Consider the following 13551-nt stretch of genomic DNA (forward strand, 5'->3'; position numbering starts at 1 on the left):
TACTTACTCAGTGACGACCTCGTTACCATTAACGATGGTCTTAATAATTTTATAATCGTGTGTGAATGCCGTCAGGTTTGCAACCATACCCGGTGCAATTCCGCCGAGCTGTTTATCCACGCCGATGGCGCGAGCCGGATAAAGGGTGGCCATACGCAGGACTTCATCAAGCGCAATCCCACAATGCTCCACCAGATTACGCACCCCTTCAATCATGGTCAAAGAGGAGCCACTCAGCGTACCGTTTTCATCCACACACAGTCCATTGCGGTAGTATATTGTTTTACCAGCAAAAATGAACTGCTCAATATTTGCACCTGCTGGCGCGGTGGCATCGGTGACCAGGCAGAGCTTGTCACCTTTCAGCCGTTTGGCGTTGCGAATGTTGGTGTAATCAACGTGCATGCCATCAGCGATAATGCCGCAGTAGACGTCTGGTTCGTCGAGAATCGCCCCGACCAGACCCGGTTCACGGCCGGTAATATACGGCATGGCGTTGTAAAGGTGGGTCGCAAAGGTAATACCGGCACGGAAGCCCGCTTTGGCTTCTTTCAGTGTGGCGTTTGAGTGGCCTGCTGAAACCACAATCCCGGCGGCAGCCAGTTTGCTGATGACCTCAGTACCGGTCATTTCAGGCGCCAGCGTCACTTTAGCGATCACATCAGCATTGGCACACATGTAGTCGACCAGTTCAGCATCCGGCTTGCGCACGTAATCCGGGTTATGCGTGCCTTTTTTCACTATGTTCAGCCATGGCCCTTCCAGATGCAGACCCAGCGCCTGATTCGGGTGTTTAGCCAGGTATTCGCGCATCACGCGGATACCCTGTTTCATCAGGTCATCACTGCTGGTGATGAGCGTCGGCAGATAGCTGGTGCAGCCTGATTTCTCGTTAGCTTTCTGCATGATTTCCAGCGTTTCAACCGTCACCGCCTCGGCGGTGTCATTGAACTGCACACCGCCGCAGCCGTTAAGCTGTACGTCGATGAAACCGGGGGAGATTACTGCTCCATTGAGTGAGCGCTGTTCTATCTCCGGCGGCAGTTCTGCCAGCGGGCAAACACGTTCAATCAGGCCATTGGCGATAACAATCGCATGGTCATCCAGAATTTCATGGCCGGTATAAATCCGACCGTGGGTTAAAGCGTACATATCGACCCCCGGTTAAAAAAAGCGACCGCCTCTGACAGAAGAGGCGGTTATTCAATTACAGACCTTTGATGTTCTCAGCTTCTAACTCGTTGAAGTATTTCAGCGTTTTCACCTTCAGCTCCATCGTGGACGGTTCGTCGCAGACGATGACTGATTTTGGATGCAGCTGCAGGCAGCTGATGGTCCACATGTGGTTAACGTTGCCTTCAACGGCTGCCTGGAGCGCCTGCGCTTTCACGCCGCCCAGTACCAGAATCATCACCTCTTCGGCATCCAGCAGGGTGCCTACGCCAACGGTCAGGGCGTATTTTGGAACCTGGTTCACGTCACCGTCAAAGAAGCGGGAGTTTGCCACGCGAGTGTCATGGGTCAGCGTTTTAATACGGGTACGGGAAGCCAGAGAAGAGGCTGGTTCGTTAAACGCGATATGACCATCGTTGCCCACGCCACCCATGAACAGGTGGATTTTACCGTAAGAACGGATTTTTTCTTCGTACTGACGGCATTCTGCGTCAATATCAGGCGCATTTCCATTCAGCAGGTTAATATTTTCAGCTGGGATATCAACGTGATCAAAGAAATTGCGGTGCATGAAGCTATGGTAGCTTTCAGGATGCTCCTTTGGCAGGCCGACATATTCGTCCATGTTGAAGGTCACAACGTGTTTAAAGCTAACCTGGCCCGCTTTATGCATTTCAACCAGCGCTTTGTACGCGGTCAGTGGGGTACCACCGGTTGGAAGGCCAAGAACGAAAGGACGATCGGCAGTAGGCTTGAAGGCATTAATACGGTTAACGATATGGCGAGCGGCCCATTTACCGACTTGTTCAGCAGTTGCCAGGGGAATCAGTCTCATTGTTCACCTCAAAGTTTAAGTAGAAGAGTGGGCGGATGGGTATCGGAACCTGATGCTTAAGCGTAACCTGGAACCTTTCAGGCCGGATCAATCCGTCTTGATTTTTTGAATGATAAAATAAGTTTTGGCTGTTAGCCAGTGAAAGGGAGGAGGAAATACGATATTTGGTGACAATAATCACAAAAAATAGGTGTTTAATTTGCGATACGAATTAATTTTTCACACACTCAGACTGCCAGTGAATCATCAACTGTATCTATCGTTCGTGACACAATAAAAACATAGTTTATGCGCGAGTCTTAATAATGGGTCTCGTAGGGGGAATAGGATGAATATTTTAGGTTTTTTCCAGCGCCTCGGTAGGGCTTTGCAGCTCCCTATCGCCGTGCTACCGGTTGCAGCGTTGCTGCTGCGATTCGGGCAACCCGATCTTCTTAACGTGCCGTTTATTGCCCAGGCAGGCGGCGCCATTTTTGACAACCTTGCGCTGATCTTCGCCATCGGCGTGGCGTCAAGCTGGTCAAAAGACAGCGCCGGTGCTGCGGCACTGGCAGGGGCGGTAGGTTACTTCATCCTCACGAAAGCGATGGTAACCATCAACCCGGAAATCAACATGGGTGTACTGGCGGGTATCATTACCGGTCTGGTCGGTGGTGCCGTGTACAACCGCTGGGCGGGTATCAAACTGCCTGACTTCCTGAGCTTCTTCGGCGGTAAACGTTTTGTGCCAATTGCGACGGGCTTTTTCTGTCTGATCCTGGCCGCTATCTTTGGCTACGTCTGGCCGCCGGTGCAGCATGCTATCCATGCGGGCGGCGAGTGGATTGTTTCAGCGGGTGCTGTGGGCTCAGGTATCTTTGGTTTTATCAACCGTCTGTTGATCCCAACCGGTCTGCATCAGGTGCTGAACACCATCGCCTGGTTCCAGATTGGTGAGTTCACCAATGCTGCTGGCACCGTATTCCACGGCGACATCAACCGCTTCTATGCGGGTGACGGCACCGCGGGTATGTTCATGTCTGGCTTCTTCCCAATCATGATGTTTGGTCTGCCGGGCGCTGCACTGGCAATGTACCTGGCTGCGCCAAAAGCGCGTCGCCCAATGGTTGGCGGCATGCTGCTGTCCGTTGCGATTACCGCGTTCCTGACCGGTGTAACCGAGCCGCTGGAATTCCTGTTCATGTTCCTGGCGCCAGTGCTGTACCTCATGCATGCGGTGCTTACCGGTATCAGCCTGTTTGTGGCGACCCTGCTGGGCATCCATGCTGGCTTCTCCTTCTCTGCAGGCGCGATCGACTACGTGTTGATGTACAACCTGCCGGCGGCAAGCAAGAACGTCTGGATGCTGGTGGTAATGGGTCTGGTCTTCTTCGTCATCTACTTCGTGCTGTTCACTGCGGTTATTCGTATGTTTAACCTCAAAACACCAGGCCGCGAAGATACCAAAGACGAAGTGGTCACCAACGAAGCCAACAGCAATACCGAAGAGGGTCTGACTCAGCTGGCGACCAGCTATATCGCTGCCGTCGGTGGGACTGACAACCTGAAAGCGATTGATGCCTGTATCACCCGTCTGCGTCTGACGGTGGGTGACTCGGCGCGCGTAAGCGACGCAATGTGTAAACGCCTTGGTGCATCGGGCGTGGTTAAACTGAACAAACAAACTATCCAGGTTATCGTAGGCGCCAAAGCGGAATCCATTGGCGACGAAATGAAGAAAGTGGTTGCCCGTGGCCCGGTCGCGGCGGCATCAGCCGACAGCGCGCCTGCGTCGACGGCTGCGCCGGTTGCGAAGCCGCAGGCCGTGCCGAACGCCGTGACGGTGGCCGCGCTGGTCTCTCCGGTAACGGGTGACGTGGTTGACCTTGAGCAGGTGCCTGATGAAGCCTTCGCCAGCAAAGCGGTTGGTGACGGTGTGGCGGTGAAACCAACGGATAAAACCGTTGTGTCTCCGGCGGCAGGCACCATCGTGAAAATCTTCAACACCAACCACGCGTTCTGCCTCGAAACCGAAAAAGGCGCGGAGATCGTTGTCCATATGGGGATCGATACCGTAGCGCTGAACGGTCAGGGCTTTACTCGCCTGGTGGAAGAGGGGGCTGAAGTGGTGGCAGGTCAGCCGATTCTGGAAATGGATCTGGACTTCCTGAACGCCAACGCGCGCTCGATGATTAGTCCGGTCGTGTGCAGCAACATCGACGACTTTAGCGGTCTGGTACTCCAGGCGAAAGGTCAGGTGGTTGCGGGTCAGACACCGCTGTATGAGATTAAAGGCAAGTAATCGCTCCTGAGTAGAGTCATGCCTTAAGCGGCGGGGGATATCCTCCGCCGCTTTTTTTTGCAGCAAACGCCCCCATTATTTTCATCTGATACGTATTTTCCGTAACTAAGGGTTGTCACTACGTCCGGCTTATAAGATCATACGCCGTTATACGTTGTTTACGCTTTGAGGAATCCACGATGAGTGAGGCAGAAGCCCGCCCGAGTAACTTTATTCGTCAGATCATCGATGAAGATCTGGCCAGTGGTAAGCACACCACGGTACATACGCGTTTCCCGCCGGAGCCGAACGGCTACCTGCACATTGGTCACGCGAAATCGATCTGCCTGAACTTTGGCATTGCGCAAGACTACCAGGGGCAGTGCAACCTGCGTTTCGATGACACCAACCCAGTAAAAGAAGACATCGAATACGTTGAGTCCATTAAAAACGACGTGCAATGGCTGGGCTTCAACTGGTCTGGCGATATCTGCTACTCCTCTGACTATTTTGATCAGCTGTATGCCTACGCGGTGGAGCTGATCAACAAAGGTCTGGCATACGTTGACGAGCTGTCTGCGGACGAAATCCGCGAGTATCGCGGTACGCTGACTGCACCAGGCAAAAACAGCCCGTTCCGCGATCGCAGCGTGGAAGAGAACCTGGCGCTGTTTGAAAAAATGCGTGCCGGTGGCTTCGAAGAAGGTAAAGCGTGCCTGCGTGCCAAAATCGATATGGCGTCGCCGTTTATCGTGATGCGCGATCCGGTGCTGTACCGCATTAAGTTCGCAGAACACCACCAGACCGGCAACAAGTGGTGCATCTACCCGATGTACGACTTCACCCACTGCATCAGCGATGCGCTGGAAGGGATTACGCACTCGCTGTGTACGCTGGAGTTCCAGGATAACCGTCGTCTGTACGACTGGGTGCTGGATAACATCACCATTCCTGTGCATCCGCGTCAGTACGAGTTCTCTCGTCTGAATCTGGAATACACCGTGATGTCCAAGCGTAAGCTGAACCTGCTGGTGACCGACAAGCACGTTGAAGGTTGGGACGACCCGCGCATGCCGACGATCTCCGGCCTGCGTCGTCGTGGTTACACTGCCGCTTCTATTCGTGAGTTCTGCAAACGTATCGGCGTGACCAAGCAGGACAACACCATCGAAATGGCGTCTCTGGAATCCTGCATTCGTGAAGATCTTAACGAAAACGCCCCGCGCGCGATGGCTGTTATCGATCCGGTGAAACTGGTTATTGAAAATTACCCGCAGGGTGGAAGCGAGCTGGTCTCTATGCCTAACCATCCGAATAAACCGGAAATGGGAAGCCGCGACGTGCCGTTCAGCGGTGAGATCTGGATCGACCGTGCTGACTTCCGTGAAGAAGCCAATAAGCAGTACAAGCGTCTGGTGTTGGGTAAAGAAGTTCGTCTGCGTAACGCCTACGTCATCAAAGCCGAGCGCGTAGAGAAAGATGCTGAAGGTAACATTACCACCATCTTCTGTTCGTACGATGCTGAGACGCTGAGCAAAGATCCGGCAGACGGTCGCAAGGTGAAAGGCGTGATCCACTGGGTGAGCGCTTCCCACGCGCTGCCGGTAGAAATTCGTCTGTACGATCGTCTGTTTAGCGTGCCTAACCCGGGTGCGGCTGAAGACTTCCTGGCGACCATCAACCCGGAATCTCTGGTGATCAAGCAAGGTTATGCGGAGCCATCGCTGAAAGCCGCTGAAGCGGGCAAAGCGTTCCAGTTCGAGCGTGAAGGTTACTTCTGCCTGGACAGCCGTTATAGCACGGCAGAAAAACCGGTATTTAACCGTACCGTAGGTCTGCGTGATACCTGGACCAAGATCGGCGAATAATAACGCTGCACTGGTCAATGAGAAACAAACGCCGCTTATAGCGGCGTTTTTTTATTTAATGATCATATCGTTAAAGTAGGCCCGTAATTAGGCCAGCTAAAATTTTTGGTCAATGCGGTGCTACTTATTTTTCTAAAAAAAGTTTGTCTGTTTCAGATAAAAGAGAATTAAGACAAATACGGGTTTTATTACGATCTAATACGCCGAAATTACCTGCTCTACTCCCGCCACACCTCGCATTCGGCCAAATGTTACAAAGCACTACCAATTATGTGCACTTCGTCATAATCCTGACTTTTGCCCACTGAAAAGCATTGATAATTCGCGTCGCGAAAAATAACCTAAAGACGGTAGTTAATTCGAGGGTATTTATAACTACCCCTGGCCTTTTGGTCTTTTATATTTTCGCCGTTTAAGGCGTTTTAATTCGTCAAAGAGGAATAATCTATGCGTACGTTCAGTGGCAAACGTAGTGCGCTGGCGCTGGCTATTGCCGGTGTGACAGCAATGTCGGGCCTGGTGGTGACACCAGAGGCAAAAGCAGCAGGTTTCATCGAAGATTCTACCCTCACTGGCGGTATTTATTACTGGCAGCGTGAACGTGACCGTAAAGATGTCACAGAAGATAAATACAAAACCAACCTCTCTCACTCCACCTGGAACGCCAACCTGGACTTCCAGTCAGGCTACGCCGCCGATATGTTCGGTCTGGATATTGCCGCGTTTACGGCGATTGAAATGGCTGAAAATGGCGACAGCGGCCACCCGAACGAAATTGCCTTCTCCTCCAGCAATAAAGCCTATGACGAAGACTGGTCAGGGGATAAAAGCGGTATCAGCCTTTATAAGGCCGCAGCGAAATTCAAATACGGCCCGGTATGGGCGCGTGGGGGCTATATTCAGCCAACCGGCCAGACGCTGTTAGCGCCGCACTGGAGCTTTATGCCTGGTACCTATCAGGGGGCAGAAGCCGGGGCTAACTTTGACTATGGTGATGCAGGTGCGTTGAGCTTCTCCTATATGTGGACCAACGAGTACAAAGCGCCGTGGCACATTGAGATGGACAAGTTCTACCAGAACGATAAGAAAACCAAAGTCGATTACCTCCACTCGCTGGGTGCGAAGTACGATTTCAAAAACGATCTGGTTCTGGAAGCCGCATTTGGTCAGGCGGAAGGCTATATCGATCAGTATTTTGCTAAAGCCAGCTACAAATTTGATATCGCCGGTAGTCCGCTGAGCACCAGCTACCAGTTCTACGGTACGCGCGATAAGGTCAGCGATGGAAGCGTAAATGACATTTATAACGGCACCGCGTGGCTGCAGGCGTTAACCTTCGGCTACAAGGTCGGTCAGGTTGATTTGCGTCTGGAAGGCACGTGGGTGAAGGCGGAAGGGCAGCAGGGCTACTTCCTGCAGCGTATGACGCCGACCTATGCCTCATCCAACGGTCGTCTGGATATCTGGTGGGATAACCGCTCAGACTTCAACGCCGACGGCGAGAAAGCGGTCTTCTTCGGCGCCATGTATGACCTGAAAAACTGGAACCTGCCGGGCTGGGCGGTGGGCGCTTCTTACGCTTACGCCTGGGATGCAAAACCAGCAGACATGGCGACGCCGGATGCGTACTACGATCCAAACTATCGCCTGAAAGAGTCCTCCTACAGCCTGGATGCTATCTACACCCTGCAGGATGGCCGCGCGAAAGGCACGATGTTCAAGCTGCACTTTACGCAGTATGACAACCACTCCGATATCCCAAGCTATGCGGGCGGTTACGGCAACATCTTCCAGGATGAACGTGACGTCAAATTCATGGTTATCGCCCCATTCACCATCTTCTGATGAGCACACCGGCGGGCTGAGTCCCGCCGGTCTGGAGACTGCACATGATGAAAAAAATCGTAATCGTCGCGCTGATGGCATCAGGGCTGGTGGCGTGTGTTCAGACTCAGGCGCCGAAAGAGGACGCCCGTCTGAAGGAGGCGTATAGCGCCTGTATTAATACCGCGGAAGGATCGCCTGAGAAGATTGAAGCCTGCCAGAGCGTGCTAAATGTGTTAAAGAAAGAGAAAGCGCATGAGGCGTTCGCGACGCAGGAGAATGTTCGCGTGATGGATTATCAGGCCTGCATCCAGGCACGTAAAACCGGTAACGATCAGGAAGTGGCGAAGCGTTGCGATAAAATCTGGAACGAGATACGCAATAACAACAAATGAGTTGATCTCCGCCCGGTGGCACTTTGCTTACCGGGCTTTTTTCTGGCAAAAAAAAGCCAACCTTACGGCTGGCTCAGAGTATGAACGCTAACTTATTTTGTGTCGTGAGCGTGTTCATTCTCGCGGCAATCCCCTTCAGCGCAGTGACCGTAAAGGTACAGGCTGTGGTTGGTCAGGCGAATGCCATGACGAGCTGCGATTTCACGCTGACGCGCTTCGATGGAATCATCGCTAAATTCAATGACCTTGCCGCAATCGAGGCAGATCAGGTGATCGTGGTGATGCTGCTGGGTCAGTTCGAATACAGATTTACCGCCTTCGAAATTATGACGGGTAACAATGCCCGCGTCATCAAACTGGTTCAGCACGCGATATACGGTGGCCAGTCCAATCTCTTCACCCATGTCGATAAGACGTTTATAAAGGTCTTCCGCACTGACATGGTGATTGTCTGGACCCTGAAGCACTTCCAGGATTTTTAACCGAGGAAGCGTTACTTTCAGGCCAGCCTTCTTTAATGCGGTATTGTTGTCAGTCATGCGGAATCTGTCCTGTTGCTAAACGATTCACTTCTCTGGGAAGTGACAGAAAATGCACCTGGGATAATGCGTCTCATTATAGAACTGCCATGCCTAAATGAAAACTGCAAGTCTCAGGCAAAGTATGCTTATAAAAACGTGGTATCACCTACAAACTTGCTCAATGGAAACCACGTTTTGCCAGGGAGACATTGTACAGGTATGGGCGAAAAAGTTAAAAGTTTGTAGCAATTAATTTAATCGGTTTTACCTGGAAAAGGGGCGCAACCCGCGTTGCGCCGTAAAAAATCAGGCGTTGAGAATATCGTCCAGATGCAGTTCTTCGCGGATCTGCTTAACCCACTTCTCTACACGCTCTGCGGTCAGTTCTGGCTGACGGTCTTCGTCAATGGCAAGTCCGACAAAATGATCGTCATCGGCCAGGCCTTTAGAGGCTTCGAAGTGGTAACCGGCAGTCGGCCAGTGGCCCACAATAACCGCGCCATTAGGCTCAATGATGTCGCGAATCGTCCCCAGCGCATCACAGAAGTACTCGGCGTAATCTTCCTGATCGCCACAACCGAACAGGGCAACCAGCTTGCCGTTGAAGTCCACCTCTTCCAGCGTCGGGAAGAAATCGTCCCAGTCGCACTGGGCTTCACCATAGTACCAGGTTGGAATACCCAGCAGCAGAATGTCATAGCCCTCGAGATCTTCTTTGCTGCTCTTGGCGATGTCATGCACATCAGCAACGTCTTTACCGAGCTGTTTCTGAATGTTTTTTGCGATATTTTCGGTATTGCCGGTATCACTGCCGAAGAAAATGCCGATGATTGCCATGAGTAAAATAACCTCTTGAAACTTAATGGTATGGTGGCGCAATTCGGCCACGGATAAGGGCAATAATAGCAGAACTGGCAACCCTGCGGAAACCGCTATCGCGCAGGACTGCACTCTGTGCTACATGAAAAGGGCGATAAAGGGGTTTTTCAGACTTATGCCTGGCTGCGCAGCGTCTCAAGTTGGGCGATGAGCATCTCTTCAATAAGCTCGCTGCGGCTGATATTACGCGCCTCTGCCAGCTCGTTAAGCGCATCGACCGCGTCGGCGTTGAGCTTCAGTTCGACACGCTTAAGCCCACGATTTTTATCGCGTTTAAGCTGATTGCGTTTATTGATACGCAGCTGTTCATCGCGCGAAAGCGGATTCGTTTTTGGTCGTCCCGGTCGACGCTCATTCGCGAACAGATCTAGTGTCGTACGGTCCGTTTGTTCTTTGGCCATGATTATGAGACTTCGGGGGAAACACGCCGCCCTGCTAAAGCCCGGGCGATAAGCGCGCCATCATACATCACCAAAAACGGCACGCCAACGACTGGAAGCCCGTCATCTTCCAGTCGCTCTCTTTTTAATCAATTTGCAGTATCAGCGAGATAGCGGCGAATGGCGCGCAGTACAGCATCTGGTTTTTCCGCATGCACCCAGTGTCCGGCACCGGCAATGACGTGGGCGCGCGCCTGCGGGAATTGTGCCAGCAGCGTGTCGCGGTACGCGTCGGTAATATAAGGAGAGTTACCGCCGCGAATAAAGAGGGCAGGGTGTGGCCAGGCGGGAACGGTTTCCCAGCCCACGATGTGGTTGTACTGATCCCACAGCACCGGCACGTTAAAACGCCACTGCCCGTCAACAAACGACTTCAAAAGGAACTGCACCACGCCTTCTTCATCAAGATGCTCACGCATAACCGCTGCCGCCTGCTGACGAGTGGAAACGCCAGCTTCGGTTACGGCATTGATCGCCGCGAAAATCTCATCGTGACGGCGAACGTCGTAATCCACAGGCGCAACGTCAATCACGACAAGCCCGGAAATTCGCTCTGGCGCCAGCGCGGTGAGCGCCATAACCGCTTTACCGCCCATTGAATGCCCGATGAGGGTCACCTTCTGCAGGTTGTGCGCGTCCAGCGTATCCAGCAGATCCTGCGCCATTGCCGCATAGGTCATCTCGTCTGAGCGGCCGGAAAGCCCGTGGTTGCGCATATCGACCTGCAAAATATCGTGATCGGTAACCAAATCGCGGGCCAGCACGCCCAGGTTATCCAGGCTGCCAAAAAGTCCATGAACCAGCACGATGGGGGAATTATTGTTCGGCGATTGTGCAGTTTGCGCTCGGGTATTCAATTTCATGGCAAAGTTCTTTTTTTACGTATGTCAGGTTAGGGTATCATGTTGACCATTCTGCCGCCCGGCTGCAAGGTTCCAGTTTAATCTGACTTTTGCCGCCAACCTGGTTTGACGCTATCCGCTGTTGGGATTTGACCTTATAATCCCAATGACTTGTATTCAGATAAGATATCGCACTGGATTAAGATGAAAACAATCGAAGTTGATGACGAACTCTATCAGTATATTGCCAGCCAGACGCGGCATATCGGGGAGAGCGCGTCCGACATTTTACGGCGCATGCTTAAAATTTCCGCCGCTTCACAGCCTGCCACCCCAGTTACCAAAGATGTCGTGTCTCAGCCGAGCGTTGCTGTACAAGCAAAACCTGCCGTGACGCCGGTAAAAGATAAAGTGCGCGCGATGCGCGAACTGCTGCTCTCCGACGAATATGCGGAGCAGAAAAAGGCGGTTAACCGTTTTATGCTGGTGCTGTCTACACTTTACTCCCTGGATAACAAAGCGTTTGCTGAAGCGACCGAGTCGCTGCACGGCCGTACCCGCGTCTATTTCGCGGGCGACGAGCAGACGCTGCTGCAAAATGGCAATCAAACCAAACCTAAACATGTCCCTGGCACTCCGTACTGGGTGATCACCAATACCAATACGGGCCGCAAGTGCAGCATGATTGAACACATCATGCAGTCCATGCAGTTCCCGGCGGAATTGATTGAAAAGGTTTGCGGTACAATTTAACCCTTGCATCATAAGGACCCGGTAATGGCAAATCACAGCCGTGCAGGCCAACCTGCACAACAAAGCGATTTGATTAACGTCGCTCAGCTGACCGCGCAGTATTACGTGCTGAAACCGGTCGTGGGCAACGCAGAACACGCAGTGAAGTTTGGTACATCTGGTCACCGCGGCAGCGCGGCGCGCCACAGCTTTAACGAACCGCACATTCTGGCCATTGCTCAGGCCATTGCGGAAGAGCGCGCTAAAAACGGCGTTACCGGTCCGTGCTACGTGGGCAAAGATACCCATGCGCTGTCTGAACCGGCGTTTATTTCCGTGCTGGAAGTGCTGGCGGCGAACGGTGTGGACGTGATTGTTCAGGAGAACAATGGGTTTACTCCAACACCGGCGGTATCAAACGCGATCCTTGTGCACAACCAAAAAGGTGGCGCGCAGGCTGACGGTATCGTCATCACGCCATCCCACAACCCGCCGGAAGACGGTGGTATCAAATACAACCCGCCTAACGGCGGCCCGGCTGACACTAACGTCACCAAAGTGGTGGAAGATCGTGCAAACGCGCTGCTGGCCGACGGTCTGAAAGGCGTTAAACGTATTTCTCTTGATGAGGCGATGGCCTCCGGCCACGTGAAAGAGCAGGATCTGGTTCAGCCGTTTGTGGAAGGGCTGGCGGATATCGTCGATATGGCGGCGATTCAGAAAGCTGGCCTGAAGCTGGGCGTGGATCCGCTGGGCGGCTCCGGTATTGAGTACTGGAAGCGCATCGCCGAGCACTACAAGCTGGATCTGACCATCGTGAACGATCACGTCGATCAGACCTTCCGCTTTATGCACCTGGACAAAGACGGCGCGATCCGTATGGACTGCTCCTCCGAATGCGCGATGGCGGGCCTGCTGGCGCTGCGCGATAAATTCGACCTGGCGTTTGCTAACGACCCGGACTATGACCGTCACGGCATCGTCACCCCTGCCGGGCTGATGAACCCGAACCACTATCTGGCTGTTGCGATCAACTACCTGTTCCAGCACCGTCCGCAGTGGGGCAAAGAGGTGGCTGTCGGTAAAACGCTGGTCTCTTCTGCGATGATCGACCGCGTGGTGGACGCGCTGGGCCGCAAGCTGGTGGAAGTGCCGGTAGGCTTCAAGTGGTTCGTTGACGGTCTGCACGACGGCAGCTTTGGCTTCGGCGGCGAAGAGAGCGCAGGCGCGTCCTTCCTGCGTTTCGACGGCACCCCGTGGTCAACCGATAAAGACGGCATCATCATGTGCCTGCTGGCGGCGGAGATTACCGCGGTTACCGGTAAAAACCCGCAGGAACATTACAACGAGCTGGCTGCACGCTTTGGTGCACCAAGCTATAACCGTATTCAGGCTGGCGCGACCTCTGCCCAGAAAGCGGCTCTGTCCAAACTCTCTCCGGAGATGGTCAGCGCAAGCACCCTGGCAGGCGATCCGATCACCGCGCGTCTGACGGCGGCACCCGGTAACGGTGCGTCTATCGGCGGCCTGAAAGTGATGACCGAAAATGGCTGGTTCGCCGCGCGTCCGTCCGGTACGGAAGATGCGTACAAGATCTATTGCGAAAGCTTCCTCGGCGCTGAGCATCGCCAGCAGATTGAGAAAGAAGCGGTAGAGATTGTCAGCGAAGTGCTGAAAAACGCATAAGTCGTGTTCTGGTGCGGGCTGATGCCCTCACCCCGGCCCTCTCCCGCGGGGAGAGGGAGAAAACACTAAAAACGGCAACCTCAGGGTTGCCGTTTT

At 53.2% G+C, this 13551-nt stretch carries 12 protein-coding genes; 6 read left to right on the top strand and 6 right to left on the bottom strand.

The features are described from left to right. Positions 1-3: 3 nt before the first annotated feature. Both nagA and nagB read right to left on the bottom strand, forming a co-directional pair. A complete protein-coding gene (gene nagA, locus AC2FAJ_RS08625; RefSeq protein WP_028012355.1) occupies positions 4-1152 on the bottom strand; it encodes an N-acetylglucosamine-6-phosphate deacetylase in 1149 nt (382 codons plus the stop codon). Between the two features lie 55 nt (positions 1153-1207). After that, positions 1208-2008, bottom strand: coding sequence for a glucosamine-6-phosphate deaminase (nagB, locus tag AC2FAJ_RS08630; protein ID WP_028012356.1), 801 nt, complete (start codon positions 2006-2008; stop codon positions 1208-1210). 328 nt (positions 2009-2336) lie between these two features. On the opposite strand from nagB, the gene nagE reads away from it, so the two are divergent. The 4 genes from nagE (at position 2337) to chiQ (ending at position 8355) form a co-directional block, all read left to right on the top strand. Continuing rightward, positions 2337-4289, top strand: a complete 1953-nt coding sequence (gene nagE, locus AC2FAJ_RS08635) for a PTS N-acetyl glucosamine transporter subunit IIABC (protein ID WP_028012357.1) — start codon at positions 2337-2339, stop codon at positions 4287-4289. Between the two features lie 179 nt (positions 4290-4468). Next, complete coding sequence (glnS, locus tag AC2FAJ_RS08640) at positions 4469-6136, top strand: glutamine--tRNA ligase (protein ID WP_041910779.1); 1668 nt, start codon at positions 4469-4471, stop codon at positions 6134-6136. Positions 6137-6583: 447 nt separating this feature from the next. Continuing rightward, positions 6584-7981 carry a chitoporin ChiP gene (gene chiP / locus AC2FAJ_RS08645; RefSeq protein ID WP_028012359.1) on the top strand — a complete coding sequence of 466 codons (1398 nt, stop codon included), beginning with the start codon at positions 6584-6586 and terminating at the stop codon, positions 7979-7981. A gap of 47 nt (positions 7982-8028) precedes the next feature. After that, on the top strand, positions 8029-8355 hold the full coding sequence (gene chiQ / locus AC2FAJ_RS08650) for a ChiQ/YbfN family lipoprotein (RefSeq protein ID WP_028012360.1): 327 nt from the start codon (positions 8029-8031) through the stop codon (positions 8353-8355). A gap of 92 nt (positions 8356-8447) precedes the next feature. Here chiQ and fur read toward each other — a convergent pair whose 3' ends face one another. From fur to ybfF, 4 genes are all read right to left on the bottom strand, one after another. Beyond that, positions 8448-8894, bottom strand: coding sequence for a ferric iron uptake transcriptional regulator (gene fur, locus AC2FAJ_RS08655; RefSeq protein ID WP_028012361.1), 447 nt, complete (start codon positions 8892-8894; stop codon positions 8448-8450). Between the two features lie 288 nt (positions 8895-9182). After that, positions 9183-9713, bottom strand: coding sequence for a flavodoxin FldA (gene fldA / locus AC2FAJ_RS08660; RefSeq protein WP_008501067.1), 531 nt, complete (start codon positions 9711-9713; stop codon positions 9183-9185). A 155-nt stretch (positions 9714-9868) separates the two neighbouring features. Beyond that, positions 9869-10156 (bottom strand): LexA regulated protein, encoded by a 288-nt coding sequence (gene ybfE, locus AC2FAJ_RS08665; RefSeq protein WP_014883017.1) that lies wholly within the window; start codon positions 10154-10156, stop codon positions 9869-9871. A 128-nt stretch (positions 10157-10284) separates the two neighbouring features. After that, entirely contained in the window at positions 10285-11058 is a 774-nt protein-coding gene (ybfF, locus tag AC2FAJ_RS08670; protein WP_059355280.1) for an esterase, read from the bottom strand. A 183-nt stretch (positions 11059-11241) separates the two neighbouring features. Between ybfF and seqA the strand changes: the two genes are divergently transcribed. Beyond that, positions 11242-11790, top strand: coding sequence for a replication initiation negative regulator SeqA (seqA, locus tag AC2FAJ_RS08675; protein ID WP_041910775.1), 549 nt, complete (start codon positions 11242-11244; stop codon positions 11788-11790). Between the two features lie 24 nt (positions 11791-11814). Continuing rightward, positions 11815-13455, top strand: a complete 1641-nt coding sequence (pgm, locus tag AC2FAJ_RS08680) for a phosphoglucomutase (alpha-D-glucose-1,6-bisphosphate-dependent) (protein WP_062935923.1) — start codon at positions 11815-11817, stop codon at positions 13453-13455. Positions 13456-13551 lie beyond the last annotated feature (96 nt).

It is taken from the genome of Enterobacter cloacae complex sp. 385G4, from assembly GCF_057320665.1.